At 69.6% G+C, this 13947-nt stretch carries 17 protein-coding genes; 9 read left to right on the top strand and 8 right to left on the bottom strand.

The features are described from left to right. The first annotated feature begins 13 nt into the window (after nt 1-13). The 4 genes from TSH58p_RS12185 (at nt 14) to TSH58p_RS12170 (ending at nt 3553) form a co-directional block, all read left to right on the top strand. Entirely contained in the window at nt 14-550 is a 537-nt protein-coding gene (locus TSH58p_RS12185; protein ID WP_014238694.1) for a DsbE family thiol:disulfide interchange protein, read from the top strand. Then, the gene (locus TSH58p_RS12180) at nt 547-1035 is read left to right on the top strand and encodes a cytochrome c-type biogenesis protein (protein WP_109071835.1); all 489 of its coding nucleotides are present in this window, start codon (nt 547-549) and stop codon (nt 1033-1035) included. The genes TSH58p_RS12185 and TSH58p_RS12180 overlap by 4 nt, the downstream gene beginning before the upstream one ends. Then, nucleotides 1035-2483 carry a c-type cytochrome biogenesis protein CcmI gene (ccmI, locus tag TSH58p_RS12175; RefSeq protein WP_109071834.1) on the top strand — a complete coding sequence of 483 codons (1449 nt, stop codon included), beginning with the start codon at nt 1035-1037 and terminating at the stop codon, nt 2481-2483. The genes TSH58p_RS12180 and ccmI overlap by 1 nt, the downstream gene beginning before the upstream one ends. 137 nt (nt 2484-2620) lie before the next feature. Continuing rightward, on the top strand, nt 2621-3553 hold the full coding sequence (locus TSH58p_RS12170; protein WP_109071833.1) for a DMT family transporter: 933 nt from the start codon (nt 2621-2623) through the stop codon (nt 3551-3553). Nucleotides 3554-3557: 4 nt separating this feature from the next. On the opposite strand, the gene TSH58p_RS12165 is transcribed toward TSH58p_RS12170, so the two are convergent. Beyond that, nucleotides 3558-3971, bottom strand: coding sequence for a YkvA family protein (locus TSH58p_RS12165; RefSeq protein WP_109071832.1), 414 nt, complete (start codon nt 3969-3971; stop codon nt 3558-3560). Between the two features lie 156 nt (nt 3972-4127). On the opposite strand from TSH58p_RS12165, the gene TSH58p_RS12160 reads away from it, so the two are divergent. The 3 genes from TSH58p_RS12160 to TSH58p_RS12150 all read left to right on the top strand — a co-directional run bounded on the left by TSH58p_RS12160 (nt 4128) and on the right by TSH58p_RS12150 (nt 6909). Beyond that, a complete protein-coding gene (locus tag TSH58p_RS12160) occupies nt 4128-4583 on the top strand; it encodes a rhodanese-like domain-containing protein (RefSeq protein ID WP_199230209.1) in 456 nt (151 codons plus the stop codon). A gap of 1 nt (nt 4584) precedes the next feature. Continuing rightward, on the top strand, nt 4585-5019 hold the full coding sequence (locus TSH58p_RS12155) for a VOC family protein (protein WP_109071831.1): 435 nt from the start codon (nt 4585-4587) through the stop codon (nt 5017-5019). Nucleotides 5020-5124: 105 nt separating this feature from the next. After that, nucleotides 5125-6909: a methyl-accepting chemotaxis protein gene (locus TSH58p_RS12150; protein ID WP_109071830.1), complete on the top strand. Its 1785-nt coding sequence runs from the start codon at nt 5125-5127 to the stop codon at nt 6907-6909. 82 nt (nt 6910-6991) lie between these two features. Here the strand turns inward: TSH58p_RS12150 and TSH58p_RS12145 are convergent, their stop codons facing one another. The 5 genes from TSH58p_RS12145 to TSH58p_RS12125 form a co-directional block, all read right to left on the bottom strand. Further along, nucleotides 6992-8227 carry an argininosuccinate synthase gene (locus tag TSH58p_RS12145; protein ID WP_035669763.1) on the bottom strand — a complete coding sequence of 412 codons (1236 nt, stop codon included), beginning with the start codon at nt 8225-8227 and terminating at the stop codon, nt 6992-6994. A 78-nt stretch (nt 8228-8305) separates the two neighbouring features. Next, on the bottom strand, nt 8306-8617 hold the full coding sequence (locus TSH58p_RS12140) for a hypothetical protein (protein ID WP_109071829.1): 312 nt from the start codon (nt 8615-8617) through the stop codon (nt 8306-8308). After that, nucleotides 8617-8853, bottom strand: a complete 237-nt coding sequence (locus tag TSH58p_RS12135) for a hypothetical protein (RefSeq protein ID WP_109071828.1) — start codon at nt 8851-8853, stop codon at nt 8617-8619. The genes TSH58p_RS12140 and TSH58p_RS12135 overlap by 1 nt, the downstream gene beginning before the upstream one ends. 27 nt (nt 8854-8880) lie before the next feature. Beyond that, the gene (gene rlmN / locus TSH58p_RS12130; RefSeq protein ID WP_109071827.1) at nt 8881-10050 is read right to left on the bottom strand and encodes a 23S rRNA (adenine(2503)-C(2))-methyltransferase RlmN; all 1170 of its coding nucleotides are present in this window, start codon (nt 10048-10050) and stop codon (nt 8881-8883) included. Between the two features lie 78 nt (nt 10051-10128). Next, nucleotides 10129-10692, bottom strand: a complete 564-nt coding sequence (locus TSH58p_RS12125) for an invasion associated locus B family protein (RefSeq protein WP_109071826.1) — start codon at nt 10690-10692, stop codon at nt 10129-10131. A 415-nt stretch (nt 10693-11107) separates the two neighbouring features. Here TSH58p_RS12125 and TSH58p_RS12120 point away from each other — a divergent pair, with 415 nt between their 5' ends. Both TSH58p_RS12120 and TSH58p_RS12115 read left to right on the top strand, forming a co-directional pair. Beyond that, nucleotides 11108-11683, top strand: a complete 576-nt coding sequence (locus tag TSH58p_RS12120; protein WP_109071825.1) for a sigma-70 family RNA polymerase sigma factor — start codon at nt 11108-11110, stop codon at nt 11681-11683. Beyond that, entirely contained in the window at nt 11680-12366 is a 687-nt protein-coding gene (locus tag TSH58p_RS12115) for a ChrR family anti-sigma-E factor (RefSeq protein ID WP_109071824.1), read from the top strand. The genes TSH58p_RS12120 and TSH58p_RS12115 overlap by 4 nt, the downstream gene beginning before the upstream one ends. A gap of 78 nt (nt 12367-12444) precedes the next feature. On the opposite strand, the gene TSH58p_RS12110 is transcribed toward TSH58p_RS12115, so the two are convergent. Both TSH58p_RS12110 and TSH58p_RS12105 read right to left on the bottom strand, forming a co-directional pair. Further along, nucleotides 12445-13254, bottom strand: coding sequence for a bifunctional 2-polyprenyl-6-hydroxyphenol methylase/3-demethylubiquinol 3-O-methyltransferase UbiG (locus TSH58p_RS12110; protein WP_109071823.1), 810 nt, complete (start codon nt 13252-13254; stop codon nt 12445-12447). Between the two features lie 63 nt (nt 13255-13317). Continuing rightward, the gene (locus TSH58p_RS12105) at nt 13318-13902 is read right to left on the bottom strand and encodes an RNA methyltransferase (RefSeq protein WP_109071822.1); all 585 of its coding nucleotides are present in this window, start codon (nt 13900-13902) and stop codon (nt 13318-13320) included. Between the last annotated feature and the right edge of the window lie 45 nt (nt 13903-13947).

The following is a 13947-nucleotide window of genomic DNA, read 5'->3' as shown; positions in this document are numbered from 1 at the left end:
GGACAAGCCTACGATGCGCCGCCTGATCTATCTGTTGCCGCTGCTGCTGTTCGTCGGTGTCGGCGTGGCCTTCCTGCGCGGGTTCGACCGCGACCCGCGCGACATCCCCTCCGCCCTGATCGACAAGCCGGCGCCGGAATTCTCGCTGCCGCCGCTGCCGGGCCACAAGGAAGGGCTGTCCAACGCGACGCTGAAGGGCGACGTCACGCTGGTGAACGTCTTCGCCTCCTGGTGCATCCCCTGCAAGGCCGAGCACCCGATCATCACCCGGCTGGCCCGCGAGCAGGGCGTGACGGTGCGCGGCATCAACCACAAGGACAAGGCGGAGGACGCCATCGCCTGGCTGAACCGCAACGGCGATCCCTACGCCAGCATCGGCGTCGACCTGGACGGCCGCGTGTCCATCGACTGGGGCGTCTACGGCGTGCCGGAAACCTTCCTGCTCGACCGCCAGGGCCGCATCCGCTTCAAGCATGTCGGCCCCCTGACCCCGCAGGTGGTCGAGGAGCAGATCCTGCCCATGGTCAAGCATCTGCGGAGCGCGTCGTGAGAGCCCTCCTTTCCGCGACCCTGACGGCCGCCCTGCTCGCCCTGACTCCCGTCTCGGCCTTCGCCGTCCAGCCCGACGAGGTGCTGAAGGACCCGGCGCTGGAGGGCCGCGCGCGGGAGATCAGCAAGGATCTGCGCTGCCTCGTCTGCCAGAACCAGTCGATCGACGATTCCAACGCGCCGCTCGCCCGCGACCTGCGCGTGCTGGTCCGCGAGCGGCTGACCGCCGGCGACAGCAACCAGCAGGTGCTGAGCTTCGTCACCGACCGCTACGGCGACTATGTGCTGCTGCGCCCGCCCTTCAAGGCGACGACGCTGTTCCTGTGGATCGGCCCCTTCGTGATCCTGGCCATCGGCGGCGTCGCCACGGCCCTGTACCTGCGCGGGCGCAAGGGTGCCGCCGTTGCTGCCGGCGGCGACACCGCCCCGCTGACTGAGGACGAGCGGCGGCGCCTGGACGCCCTGCTCCGCAAGGACAAAGCCTGATGCTGTTCTGGATCGTCGCCGCCGCGATGACGGCGGCCGTGGTGCTGCTGATCGTGCCGCCGCTGCTGAGGAAGCCCGAGGGAGCCGCCGAGGAGCGCGCCGCCTACGACCTGGAGGTCTACCGCGACCAGCTGGGCGAGCTGGAGCGCGACCAGGGCCGCGGCCTGATCAGCGAGGCGCAGGCCGCCGCCGCCCGCGCCGAGATCGGGCGCCGCATGCTGGCCATCGCCGACCACGGCAAGGCCGGCGCCAAGGGTGGCGCGAAGGGCAAGGCGGCTGCCCCCGCCGTCCGCGCGCCGCGCAGCGCGATGGCGCTGGCCGCCCTGCTGGCCGTCCTGCTGCCGCTCGGCACGCTGGCCGTCTACGGCAAGCTGGGCCGTCCGGAACTGCCGGCCCAGCCGCTGGCCTCGCGCAACCTGGACCATGAGCGCGGCGGGCCGCCGAAGAACGTGCTGGCGGCGATGGACAAGCTGAAGGCCCAGCTCGCCGAGACCCCCGACGACCCGCAGGGCTGGGCCATCCTCGGCCAGGCCTACGCCAAGATGGGCCGCCTGCCCGAGGCCGCCGACGCGCTGGGCAAGGCGGTGGCGCTGGCCGGCGACGATCTGGAGCTTCTCGGCAGCTATGGCGAGGTCCTGATCTCGGCCAACGGCGGCACCGTGCCGGACGAGGCGCGCAAGACCTTCGACCGCGTGCTGGCGAAGGACCCGACGGAGCCGCGCGCCCGCTTCTACGCCGCGCTGGCCCGCTTCCAGGCCGGCGACACCAGGGACGCGCTGGAGCGCTGGAGCGCCCTGCTCGCCGAGTCCCACGCCGACGCCCCCTGGGTGCCCATCGTGCGGACGCAGATCGCGGAGGCGGCCAGGGCGCTGAACCTCGACCCGGCCAAGGTGACGCCGGAGCCCCTGCCCGCGCAGCAACAGCCGCCGGTCGCCCAAAACCAGGGCCAAGGCCAGAACCAGGGCCAGGCGCAGGGCCAGACCGAGGGCGGGGACCAGCAGCAGATGATCCGCGGCATGGTCGACGGGCTGGCCGCCCGGCTGGAGGCCAACCCGGACGACGTGGACGGCTGGATGCGGCTGTCGCGCTCCTACGGCGTGCTGGGCGAGTCGGCGAAGGCCATCGACGCCGCCCGCAAGGCGCGGGAGCAGGCGCCCAAGCGGCCCGACGTTCTGGTCGCCTACGCCTCCGCCCTGCTGTCGGCGGAGCCGCGGAGCAGCAAGCCCGGCCCGATGCCGGAGGAGGCCGTCGCCTCGCTCCGTCAGGCGCTGGCGGCCGAGCCCGACAACCGCGACGCGCTCTGGCTGCTCGGCCTGAACGCCGCGGGCATCGGCCAGACCGCCGAGGCCACCGACCTGTGGACCCGCCTGCTGGCCCAGTTCAAGCCGGAGGAGCCGGAGTACACGCTGATTCGCGCCCGCCTCGACTCGCTGAAGGCCGGCGGCTGATCCTCTCCCGAATGTCCCTTGCAACCCGGCGCGCCCGAAGGGCAGGATAGAGATGCACGCTGGGGTGGCGCGTCCGGACAGGCGCGCCACCCGCAGGCTGATCCGCCAGAGACCCGATCCGCCAGGGACGCGACCGATTGCCCACCCAAGCGCTCACCGCCAAAGGTCCCGCCTCCGGCCCCGGCATGGCGGGCAAGCCGCTGGAGGCGGCCTTCTGGATGCTGGGCGCGGCGCTGTTCATCGCCATCGGCAACGCGATGATCCGCCACGTCAGCGGCGAGATCCACCCCTTCGAGATCGTCTTCTTCCGCAACCTGTTCAGCCTGATGTTCATGCTGCCCTGGATCGCGGTGGTGGGGCTGGGGCGGCTGCGCACCGGGCGGGCGGGGCTGTACGCCTCGCGCTCGGCGACCAGTCTGGTGGCGATGCTGTGCTGGTTCTACAGCGTCACCCACATGCCGCTGCCGGACGCCACGGCGCTCAGCTTCACCATTCCCCTGTTCGTCACCGCCGGGGCCGCGCTGTTCCTGAACGAGACGGTGCGGGCGCGGCGCTGGGCCGCCGTTCTGGTCGGGCTGGCCGGGGTGATGATCGTCATCCGCCCCGACGACGCCACCCTGGACCCGGCGATCCTGGTCATGCTCCTGCATTGCGTCGCCGCCGCCGTCACCACGCTCCAGGTGCGGGCGCTGGCGACCTCCGACGGGGTGATGGTGGTGGTCGCCTACATGGGGCTGTTCCTGACCCCGATGGCCCTGGTGCCGGCCCTCTTCGTGTGGGAGTGGCCGAGCTGGACGGCGCTCGGCTGGCTCGTCCTGCTGGGCGGCGTCCTGACCCTGGGGCAACTGGCGATGACCCGCGCCTTCAAGCTGGCCCCGGCCTCGGCGATGATGCCCTACGACTACGCCCGCCTGCCCTTCACCGCCCTGCTCGCCTGGCCGCTGTTCGGCGAGGCCATGGACCTGTGGGGCTGGGTCGGCGCCGGGGTGATCGCGGCCTCCGCCCTCTACACCGCGCACCGCGACGCCGCGCAGTCGCGGGCCGAGCGGGGAACCGCGGCCAAGGCGTAAGACCTCAACGGTCCGCGGCGGGCTTCATCTGCTGTTCCTTGCGCAGGGCGGCGCGGGCGCGGTCCTCATGCTCGGGCTTCAGGTTGCTCCGCACCGCATGGACGGCCGTGGCCAGCACCGCCGCGTCGTCCACGAAGCCGACCGCGATCAGCCAGTCCGGAATCGAGTCCGCGGGCAGCACGAAATAGGCCAGCGCCGCCATCAGGATCGCCTTCGCCTTGAAGGGCGTCTGCGGGTCGGTCGCGCAGAAGAAGGCGGCCAGCGCCTGCTCCAGGAAGGGAATGCGGTGCAGGTTGGCGCGCAGCGTGTTCCAGAAGCGGCGGCGGACGTAGCGCTCGTTCCGCTCCACGCGCACCGGATCGATGACGGTCGGCAAAGCGGCGGCGGCTTCGGTGGGTCCGTCGGTGGCAGTCTGCATGGCTTTCCCCAGGCTCCCCCTGCACCGGCCGCCCTTCCCGGTGGACCGGGCGGGGCGGCCTGTTGCACAGTTGCGTAGAGCGATAACAGCGCAGACGCGCCAACGGTCCCGCCAAGGGTTCGACTACGGCCAAAGGGTCAGAAGGAGGAAACCGCCATGCCGATGAAGAAGGGCTACAAGGAGTTGCTGGCCGAAGCGAACGCCCGCATCCAGGCGATCACGCCGCAGGAGGCGCTGTCCCTGCACGGCGACCCCGATGTGGTCTTCGTCGACATCCGCGACCCGCGCGAGCTGACCCGCGACGGCATGATCCCCGGCGCCTTCCCGGCCACCCGCGGCATGCTGGAATTCTGGGTCGACCCGGACAGCCCCTATCACAAGCCGGTCTTCGCGTCGGGCAAGCGCTTCGTCTTCTACTGCGCCAGCGGCTGGCGCTCGGCGCTCGCCACCGACACCGTGCAGGCGATGGGGCTGGAGAACGTCTGCCACCTGGAGGGCGGCTTCAAGGGCTGGAAGGAGGCCGGCCTGCCGGTCGCCACGCCGCCCGCCGCCACGCCGCCCGCCGCCATGCCGCCCGCCGCCATGCCGCCCGCCGAACGGAAGGGAAGCTGAGATGGAACAGAGAGTCAGCCTGATCACGCTGGGCGTCGCCGACCTCGCGCGCAGCCGCCGCTTCTACGAGGAGGGGCTGGGCTGGACCCCCTCCCCCGTCAGCCAGGACGCCATCACCTTCTACCAGCTGGGCGGCGTCGCGCTCGCCCTCTTCGGGCGGGAGGCGCTGGCCGAGGACGCGCATCTGGCGGAGTCGGGCCCGACGTCGGGCTTCGGCGGCATCACGCTGGCCCACAACCTGCGCAGCAAGGCGGAGGTGGACGCCGTGATGGCCCAGGCCGAACGGGCCGGCGGGCGCATCCTGAAGCCGGCACAGGACGTGTTCTGGGGCGGCTACAGCGGCTATTTCGCCGATCCGGACGGCCACCCCTGGGAAGTCGCCTGGAACCCCTTCGCCGCGCTGGGCGAGGACGGGAGCTTCCGGCTGGAGGGGTGAGGAAGACATCGCCCCCTGCAATCTTTGCTCGAACAGATGTGGGAGGCGTCTGACGCCGATCAGAGCAAAACACCGTCATGACCGTCATGGCGGTGTCGCTTATTGATGAGAGTTGTAACTTTCAGGCGAAATATATTTTCGTTAAAATGTAGCTTAATATTAATATGTTTCACCCACGATGCCATGACCTGCAACGTCAACGCATCGTGGAACAAGCCGATGTCTACGGTCAAAGCACGCCTTTCGGTTGCCCTCTCTGTTCTGTGCTTCTTTCTTTTAGCGATTGCGGCCACCGGCTGGCTGGCCCTGGGGCAGGCACACCAGGGCATGGAAACGGTGTTCAAGGACCGCGTCGTCCCGTTGCGCGACCTGAAGGTCGTCTCCGACATGTTCGCCGTCAACATCGTCGATGCCACGCACAAGGTGCGCGGGGGCGCCGAGACGTGGGAGAGCGGTCTCAAGTCCATCGATGCCGCGCTCGGCGAAATCGCGACGCGCTGGTCGGCCTTCACGGCCACCTCGATGAACGCCCGCGAAAAGGAGTTGGCGAACGAGGCCGAACGCCACATGGGCAAGGCGCGCGACGCCGCGACGACCGCCCGCAGGTTGATGCAGGCCAAGGATCAGGCGGCGCTGGACGCCTTCGCGGTGTCCACGCTCTATCCCAGCATCGATCCGGTGGCGGCGGCCGTCGGAAAGCTGGTCGACCTGCAGCTGAAGGAGGCCGAGGCCGAGTATGAGCGGACCAACGCCGCCTACGACAGCTCCCGCTGGATCCTGGGGATCGCGGTGCTGCTCGGCGTGCTGGCCGCGGCCTTCGCCGTGACGACGACGCTGTTCCGCGTGGTCGGCCCGCTGCGCGCCATGGCCGAACTCATGCAGCGCCTCGCCAAGGGCGATCTCGGCATCACCGTCGACGGAACGGACCGGATGGACGAGGTCGGCACGCTCGCCCGCTCGCTGGCGGTGTTCAAGGACTCCGCCGTCGCGAACCGCCGGATGGAGGAGGAGCAGCGCCAGGAGCAGGCCCGCAAGGAGGCCCGACAGGCGCTCGTGGAAAAATACATCGTCGGCTTCGACAGCACGGTGCACGCGACGCTGAAGATGCTGGCCTCCGCCGCCACCGAGATGCGCGCCACCGCGGAGTCCATGTCGTCCACCGCGGAGGAGACCAGCCGGCAGGCGTCCACGGTCGCCGCCGCGTCGGAGCAGGCGACCACCAACGTCCAGGCGGTCGCCGGGGCCACCGAGGAGCTGTCCGCCTCCATCACCGAGATCGGGCGCCACGTCGCCACCTCCACATCCATCGCCGGCAACGCCGTGGAGGAGGCGGCCCGCACCGACCGGACGGTCCAGGGGCTGGCCGAGGCCGGTCAGAAGATCGGCGAGGTGGTCGGGCTCATCAAGGCCATCGCCGACCAGACCAACCTGCTGGCGCTCAACGCCACCATCGAGGCCGCGCGCGCCGGGGAGGCCGGCAAGGGCTTCGCCGTGGTGGCGAGCGAGGTGAAGTCGCTGGCCAACCAGACGGCCAGGGCGACCGAGGAGATCGCCACCCAGATCCAGACGATCCAGGGGGTGACCACCGAAACCGTCCGCGCCATCAAGACCATCGGCGGAACGATCGGCGAGATCAACGGCATCGCCACCACCATCGCCGCCGCGGTGGAGGAGCAGGGGGCGGCCACGGGGGAGATCGCCCGCAACGTCCAGCAGGCCGCCCACGGCACCACGGAGGTGTCGGGCAGCATCGTCCAGGTCCATCAGGCCGCGGTGGAGACCGGGTCGGCCGCTTCCCAGGTTCTGTCGTCGGCCGAGGAACTCAGCCGGCAGGCGGAAACGCTCCGCCTGGAGGTCGAGCGCTTCCTCGTCAACATCCGGGCGGCGTGACCGGGCGCGCCACACAGCCTTTGCCCAAAACGAAACGAGGGGGCCGAAGCCCCCTCGTTCCACATCCAAAACGGTCTCGCGCTTACTTGACGTTGGCGCGGGCCATGGCGCCCAGACGCAGACGGAGCGCGTTCAGCTTGATGAAGCCTTCCGCGTCCTTCTGGTTGTAGACGCTGTCTTCCTCGAACGTCACATAGTCCATGCGGTAGAGGCTGTTCGGCGACTTGCGGCCGACAACCGTGACGTTGCCCTTGAACAGCTTCAGGCGGACCACGCCGTTCACCGGCTCCTGGGTCTGGTCGATCAGGGCCTGGAGCGCCAGACGCTCCGGGCTGAACCAGTAGCCGCAGTAGATCAGCTCGGCGTAGCGCGGCATCAGCTCATCCTTCAGATGGCCGGCGCCGCGGTCGAGCGTGATGCTCTCCATCGCGCGGTGGGCGGCCAGCAGGATGGTGCCGCCCGGCGTCTCGTACACGCCGCGCGACTTCATGCCGACGTAGCGGTTCTCGACGAGGTCGAGGCGGCCGATGCCGTTCTCGCCGCCCAGACGGTTCAGCTCGGTCAGCAGGGCCGCCGGCGACAGGGCCTTGCCGTCGATGGCCACGGCGTCGCCGCGCTTGAATTCGACCTCGACGTAGGTCGGGGTGTCCGGGGCCTTCTCCGGGGCGACGGAGCGGGTGTACATGTCCTCGAACGGCTCGACCCACGGGTCCTCCAGCGCCTTCCCCTCGTAGGAGATGTGCAGGAGGTTGGCGTCGGTCGAGTACGGGGCCTCGCCACGCTTGTCCTTGGCGATCGGAATCTGGTTCTTCTCGGCGTAGTCGATCAGCCGGGTGCGGCTGTTCAGATCCCACTCGCGCCACGGGGCGATGATCTTGATGTCCGGGCGGAGCGCGTAATAGCCCAGCTCGAAGCGGACCTGATCGTTGCCCTTGCCGGTGGCGCCGTGGGCCACGGCGTCGGCGCCGACCTGGTTGGCGATCTCGATCTGGCGCTTGGCGATCAGCGGCCGGGCGATCGAGGTGCCGAGCAGGTAGGTGCCCTCATAGAGGGTGTTGGCGCGGAACATCGGGAACACGAAGTCCCGCACGAACTCTTCGCGCAGGTCGTCGATGAAGATGTTTTCCGGCTTGATGCCCAGAAGCTCGGCCTTCTTGCGCGCCGGCTCCAGCTCCTCGCCCTGGCCGAGGTCGGCGGTGAAGGTCACCACCTCGCATTGATAGGTTTCCTGGAGCCACTTCAGGATCACCGAGGTGTCGAGGCCGCCCGAATAGGCGAGCACCACTTTCTTGATCTGTTTGCCGGACGCACCGCTCATGGGACTACTCACGCGGATGGGGAAAAATATCGGTGCCGGACAGTAGCCCTACGACCGGTGCGAATCAATCGGTCCCGCTCAATCCGTCCCGGCGTCGGCCGCAACGGTGCTTTCCGCGGCGGGGCGGGCGGGCGGGCGGTCCACGAAGGGCCAGCGGATGTAGGCGTAGAGCCACATCGCCAGGATGTCCGCCCCGTTGATCAGCAGGACCAGCGCCCACAGCGGGCTGCGCCCCCCCTTGGCCAGCACCCAGCCGCCGAAGATCAGCTTCAGCATCAGCAGGATCGCCATGACGAGGTTGGCCGTCCACGGGTCGGTGGACATGATCGCCGCCCAGGGTTGCCAGTAGACGGCGTTGAGCAGGGCGACGACGGACTCGAGCATCTCCATCACGCGGCCCTCCGCGCCTTGCGCGGCCGCGCCGGCCCGTCGACCAGGACGCGCGCCGGCCAGCGCCGCATCGTCAGCAGCCCCAGCACGCCGACCAGCCCGATCACCGGAACGAAGATCACCAGCGCCCACCAGGGCGAGAAGCCCGCCCGGCGGAAGATGCGCATCAGCGGCCAGACCGCCGCTGCGTTGAACAGGAACAGGACAAGGCCGGGGTCGACGGCGAACTCAGGCACGGAGCACTCCCAGGGATAGGTCCGGCCTTATCCGGCCAGCGCCGCGTCCTTCTCGGCCAGCACCTTCTCGATGGCGGCGCGGTCGGCGGCGGACAGGCGGACGGACGCGCTCTTCAACTGGCCGCAGGCGGCCATGATGTCCTCGCCGCGGGTGGTGCGGACGGGGCTGGCGTAGCCGGCGTTGTTGACGATGTCGCCGAAGACCTGGATCGCCCGGTCGGTCGAACGCTCGTAGGGGGCGCCCGGCCAGGGGTTGAAGGGGATCAGGTTGATCTTCGACGGGATGCCCTCCAGCAACTTCACCAGGGCGCGGGCGTCCGCCGGGCTGTCATTGACGCCCTTCAGCATCACGTATTCGAAGGTGATGCGCCGCGCGTTGTTCAGGCCGGGGTAGTTGCGGCAGGCGTCCATCAGCTCCTTCAACGGGTATTTCCGGTTGATGGGCATGATGAGGTCGCGCAGCTCGTCCGTCACGGCGTGCAGGCTGACGGCGAGGTTGACGTTCAGCTCCTCGCCGCAGCGCTTCATGGCCGGGACGACGCCGGAGGTCGAGAGCGTGATGCGGCGCTTCGAGATCGAGATCCCGTCGCCGTCCATGACGATCTTCAGCGCCTTGGCGACGTTCTCGTAGTTAAAGAGCGGCTCCCCCATCCCCATCATGACGATGTTGGAGATCATCCGCCCGTCCGGCGGCGCCGGCCATTCGCCCAGCGCGTCGCGGGCCAGCATGACCTGCGCCACGATCTCCGAGGCGTCGAGGTTGCGCACCAGACGCTGCGTGCCGGTGTGGCAGAAGCGGCAGGTCAGCGTGCAGCCGACCTGCGAGGAGACGCAGAGCGTGCCGCGGTCCTCCTCGGGGATGTGGACGCTCTCCACCTCCTGCCCGTCGGGCATGCGCAGCAGCCACTTGCGCGTGCCGTCCACCGACTTCAGGTCGCGCACGACCGTCGGGCGGGCCACGGCGTAGCTCTCCGCCAGCTTCTCGCGCACCGGCTTGGCGAGCGTGGTCATCACCGCGAAGTCGGTGGCTCCGCGGTGGTAGATCCAGTGCCAGAGCTGGCGGGCCCGGAATTTCTCCAGGCCGACGGACAGCATTTCGGCTTCCAGCTCGTCGCGGGACAGGCCGACAAGGTTCTTGCGCCCGTCGGCGTCAACAGCCGGCAGGGCAAAGGCAGCAGCGTGATTGGAGGCGCTCATGGCCCCCTAAATAGGGCCACGAGCGTCCGGAGTCAAAAGACGAAACGAGGAACGGGCAAGTGAAACGGGCAGCGCTGCTCAGCGCTTCACGCCGCAGGCCTGGTTGATGGCGTCGTAAGCCTGGGCGAAGCCGTCGGTGCTGTAGGTGTCGGTGGTCTTCGTGCCGCGGCCCGAAACCCCTTTCACCACCATGGACTTGCCCTTGGCGTCGCGCATCGCGGCGGTGACGGCCTTGTCGGTGTCCGCGTCGCGCGCCCAGGCGGTTTCGCCGTCGGTGAACAGCTTGAAGGTCTTGCCGCCCACCTCGACCGTCGACTCGCTGTCCTTCTTGAGGGGATAGCCGACGATGAAGCTGACCACGTCCAGCGCCTTCTCCGCCGGGCGGTGGGTGACCAGCACATGGATGTCCCCGCGCTTGGCCGCGGCGGGTTCCTTCTTCTTGGGCTGGCTGGACATGTAGCAGACCTTGTGCCCGCCCTCGTCGAAGGCGAAGGCGTTCCAGTCCTTGAAGGTCCCCAGCAGGCGCGGGTCGGCGGCGGCGGCCGTGGTGGCGGTGCCCATGGTGACGGCGGCGGCGAGGATCGGACCGGCCAGAAGCAGAGCGGCGCCGGCGGTGCGACGGATGGTGCGGATGGGCAACATCGGTTGGCGAAGGCTCGAATGGTTTCGCGGACGGGTTCGGGAGTGGGTCGGACCCTACCCCAATTCGGGGAGGCTTTCCAGGGCCGCCGCCCCGTCCCGGCGGCGAAGTCACGGGTTGTTCCAAAGACCGGTCCTGCAATCGATCGCTCGATTTCGCATCGAAAGCCGGTGATCCGGCGGAGCGCCGGGCGCGTAGAAGGCCCATCGAACCCCGATCCAACGCCGGACCGAACGCCGCAGCACACCCATGACTCCCCTGGCCGCAAGATCCCATGACGGTGCGCAGGATGCCGAGAAGCGCCAAACACGCTTTGCAGCGGGACGCTCCGCGCACCATGTGTTGCGGGGCTTGCCTGCGAGCGCGAAGCCCATGCGTGCGGAAACGGCGCCCCCGAAGACGTGCCCGAAGACGTGGATGCAGGATCTCGGTTCCCCAGCCGCCGGCGCCGACCGGACGTTCGAAGAGCTGCTGACCGCGGTCGGGCGGGACCGCGACCGCGCGGCCTTCGCGGCGCTGTTCGGCCATTTCGCCCCGCGGCTGAAAGCCTACCTGCGCCGCCAGGGCTGCGACGCGGGCGGTGCGGAGGAGTTGGTGCAGGACGTGATGCTGTTGGTGTGGCGCCGCGCGGAAACCTATGACCCGACCCAGGCCTCCGCCGCCACCTGGGTGTTCACCATCGCCCGCAACCGGCGGATCGACGCGCTGCGGCGGGAGCAGCGGCCCGAGATCGACCCCGCCGACCCCACGCTGGTGCCCGACCCGGTGGAGAGCGCCGACGACGGGGTGGCGGCGCGGGAAACCGCCGGCCGCCTGCAGGCCGCGCTGAAGACCCTGCCGCCGGAGCAGGCCGACCTGTTGCGGCTGGCCTATTTCGAGGACAAGCCGCACAGCCTGATCTCCGCCGAGCAGGGCATTCCGCTGGGCACCGTCAAGTCGCGCCTGCGTCTGGCCATGGAACGGCTGCGCAAGGCCATGAGGGACTCCCGATGACCGTGCCCACCCACCATCCCGGCGACACCCTGCTGATCGACTATGCCGGCGGCGCCCTGGGCGAGGCGGCGTCGCTGATCGTGGCGACCCATCTGGCCCTGTGCCCCTGCTGCCGCCTGAACGTCGCCGAGATGGAGGCGGTCGGCGGCGCCCTGCTGGAAAGCATCGAGCCGGAGGAGGTCGATCCCGCCTGCCTGGAAACGGTCCTGGCCCGGCTGGACGACCTGCCGCCCCTGCCCCGCGCGCCGAAGCCGAAGCTGGTCTGCCGGCCGGCCGAGGTGCCGCTGCTTCCCGAACCGCTGCGCCGCTACATCGGCAACGACCTGTCGCGCCTGCCCTGGAAGCGGCTGATGCGCGGCATGGACTGCTACGACATTCCGCTGGGCTCCGGTTCCGGCTACGAGTCTGCACGCTGCGGCAAGGCCCGGCTGATGCGGCTGGCCAGCGGCGTCGGGCCGCCCCACCACACCCACCGGGGGATCGAGCTGACCCTGGTGCTGGACGGCGGCTTCACCGACGATCTGGGCCAGTTCGCCCGCGGCGACCTGTCCGTCGCCGACGACTCCGTGCGCCACCGCCCGGTGGCCGACGAGGAGGGCTGCCTGTGCCTGGCGGTGACCGACGCGCCGCTTCGTTTCACCGGGGCGCTGGGGCTGATCCTGAACCCCTTCGTGAAGTTCTGAGCGCGCCTCCCGGCCGGTGAGTCCGATGGCCGGGGGTCACCGCCGAAAAGCGATGGAAGCGCTCACCGTCCAACCGCGTCACTCGATGCGCACGATGTTGACCGACCCGTCCGCGCCCTTGTCGAAACGGTAGCTGCCGCCCTGCGCGGCCATCTGGTTGAAGACCTCGACCACCCGCCTCGACCGGGCGGCCTGACGGGCGTGGAGAGCCAGCAGCTCCGGATGGACCAGCCCCATGCAGGACAGCGGCAGCCCTTTCCCCCGCATGGCGGCCAGACCGGGATGGGCGGCGATGCCATCCGGGTTGGCGAAGATCACCGTGTTCTGGCGGTACCAGAATTCGACGGACGGGTCGGCCCACAGGACGGGGCGCAGGATGTCGAAGGCCTCGTAGCCGCGCGAGAGGAACTTCCCGGCCCAATGGCTCTGCCACTGCTCGTTGATATGGCCGTTGCCCCCCTGGCCGGGGATGGCGGCCCCGAACAGCACGACGTCGCCGTGGCGGCAGAGATCGTCGACGAAGCCCTCGGCGCGCTCCTCCGGCAGATGCTCGGCGACCTCCAGCGACAGGACGAGGCCGAACCGCCGCCCCAGATCGAAAGGCTGCGATAGGTCGTGGGCGCCGAAGCGGGACGGATCGATGCGCAGACGGTCGCGGCGCACATAGTCGCCGTCCAGCCCCTGGACGTCCGTGATCCCCGTCTCGGCGAAGGCCCGGAGGAAGGTGCCGACCCCGCACCCGACGTCGAGGACCGACCCCGCATCCACCCAGCCCAGCACCAGCGGCGCGATGACCCGCGCGGACCGGAGCGACCCCTCCTCCTGGATGTCGTAGAAGCGGTCGTCGTACAGCGGTCCCGGCGGAGAACCGGTCTGGGGGTCGGACATCGAGCGTCTCCTTCGGGTTCGGGGCGGGGGGCGTTTCGCGGGGCTATGAAGCGGTGTTCCGGATCATTCGTCGTCGCGGACGATCACCGGCTTCTGGATGCCGCGCATGCGGCGGCGGCGTTCCGGGTTGCGCATGATCTGGCGGCCGTGCTGGTGATCGCGCAGCGGCTCGGTCGGGCCGCCGACGCGCACCGGGCGTTCGGCGAAGCGGCCCAGGCTGATCATCCGGTCGTACATCACCAGGGCGCCGGCCACCCCGACGTTGATGCAGAACTTCATCGGGATCTTCACCGTGAAGTCGCAGCGCTCCAGCAGCGGTTCGGACAGGCTGCCGCGCTCCGGCCCCAGCACATAGGCGGCGCGGGTCGGGTGGCGGAAGCTGGGCAGCTCCACCGCGTCCTCGGTCAGCTCCACGCCGACGAGCTGGCAGTCCTTGGGCAGGGCCAGATCGGCCACCCGGTCGTAGACGTAGAGCGGCAGGTGCTCCGACGCGCCGGAGGTGTCCACGATGCGCGCCTCGTGCAGGTCGGGCTCCGGGTCGATGGCGAAGAAGAAGGAGGCGCCGAAGGCGTGGGCGGAGCGCATCAGGTTGCCGACATTGCCCGGCTTGCTGATCCGCTCCACCCCGATGGCGAAATATCCACGCATGGCTGCACAATCACTCGTAGTTTCGGCCCGCACACACCGCGGGTC

The organism is Azospirillum sp. TSH58 (assembly GCF_003119115.1).
Classification (GTDB): Bacteria; Pseudomonadota; Alphaproteobacteria; order Azospirillales; family Azospirillaceae; genus Azospirillum.
This window is presented reverse-complemented; position numbering and strand designations above follow the sequence as displayed.

Excerpts from the sequence above, each read along its gene's own strand:
- TSH58p_RS12185 (WP_014238694.1), top strand. The coding sequence starts at position 14 with ATGCGCCGCCTGATCTATCTGTTGCCGCTGCTGCTGTTCGTCGGTGTC.
- ccmI (WP_109071834.1), top strand. The coding sequence starts at position 1,035 with ATGCTGTTCTGGATCGTCGCCGCCGCGATGACGGCGGCCGTGGTGCTG.
- TSH58p_RS12165 (WP_109071832.1), bottom strand. The coding sequence starts at position 3,971 with ATGCAGACTGCCACCGACGGACCCACCGAAGCCGCCGCCGCTTTGCCG.
- TSH58p_RS12160 (WP_199230209.1), top strand. The coding sequence starts at position 4,128 with ATGCCGATGAAGAAGGGCTACAAGGAGTTGCTGGCCGAAGCGAACGCC.
- TSH58p_RS12155 (WP_109071831.1), top strand. The coding sequence starts at position 4,585 with ATGGAACAGAGAGTCAGCCTGATCACGCTGGGCGTCGCCGACCTCGCG.
- TSH58p_RS12150 (WP_109071830.1), top strand. The coding sequence starts at position 5,125 with ATGAGAGTTGTAACTTTCAGGCGAAATATATTTTCGTTAAAATGTAGC.
- TSH58p_RS12145 (WP_035669763.1), bottom strand. The coding sequence starts at position 8,227 with ATGAGCGGTGCGTCCGGCAAACAGATCAAGAAAGTGGTGCTCGCCTAT.
- TSH58p_RS12140 (WP_109071829.1), bottom strand. The coding sequence starts at position 8,617 with ATGGAGATGCTCGAGTCCGTCGTCGCCCTGCTCAACGCCGTCTACTGG.
- rlmN (WP_109071827.1), bottom strand. The coding sequence starts at position 10,050 with ATGAGCGCCTCCAATCACGCTGCTGCCTTTGCCCTGCCGGCTGTTGAC.
- TSH58p_RS12125 (WP_109071826.1), bottom strand. The coding sequence starts at position 10,692 with ATGTTGCCCATCCGCACCATCCGTCGCACCGCCGGCGCCGCTCTGCTT.
- TSH58p_RS12120 (WP_109071825.1), top strand. The coding sequence starts at position 11,108 with ATGCAGGATCTCGGTTCCCCAGCCGCCGGCGCCGACCGGACGTTCGAA.
- TSH58p_RS12115 (WP_109071824.1), top strand. The coding sequence starts at position 11,680 with ATGACCGTGCCCACCCACCATCCCGGCGACACCCTGCTGATCGACTAT.
- TSH58p_RS12110 (WP_109071823.1), bottom strand. The coding sequence starts at position 13,254 with ATGTCCGACCCCCAGACCGGTTCTCCGCCGGGACCGCTGTACGACGAC.
- TSH58p_RS12105 (WP_109071822.1), bottom strand. The coding sequence starts at position 13,902 with ATGCGTGGATATTTCGCCATCGGGGTGGAGCGGATCAGCAAGCCGGGC.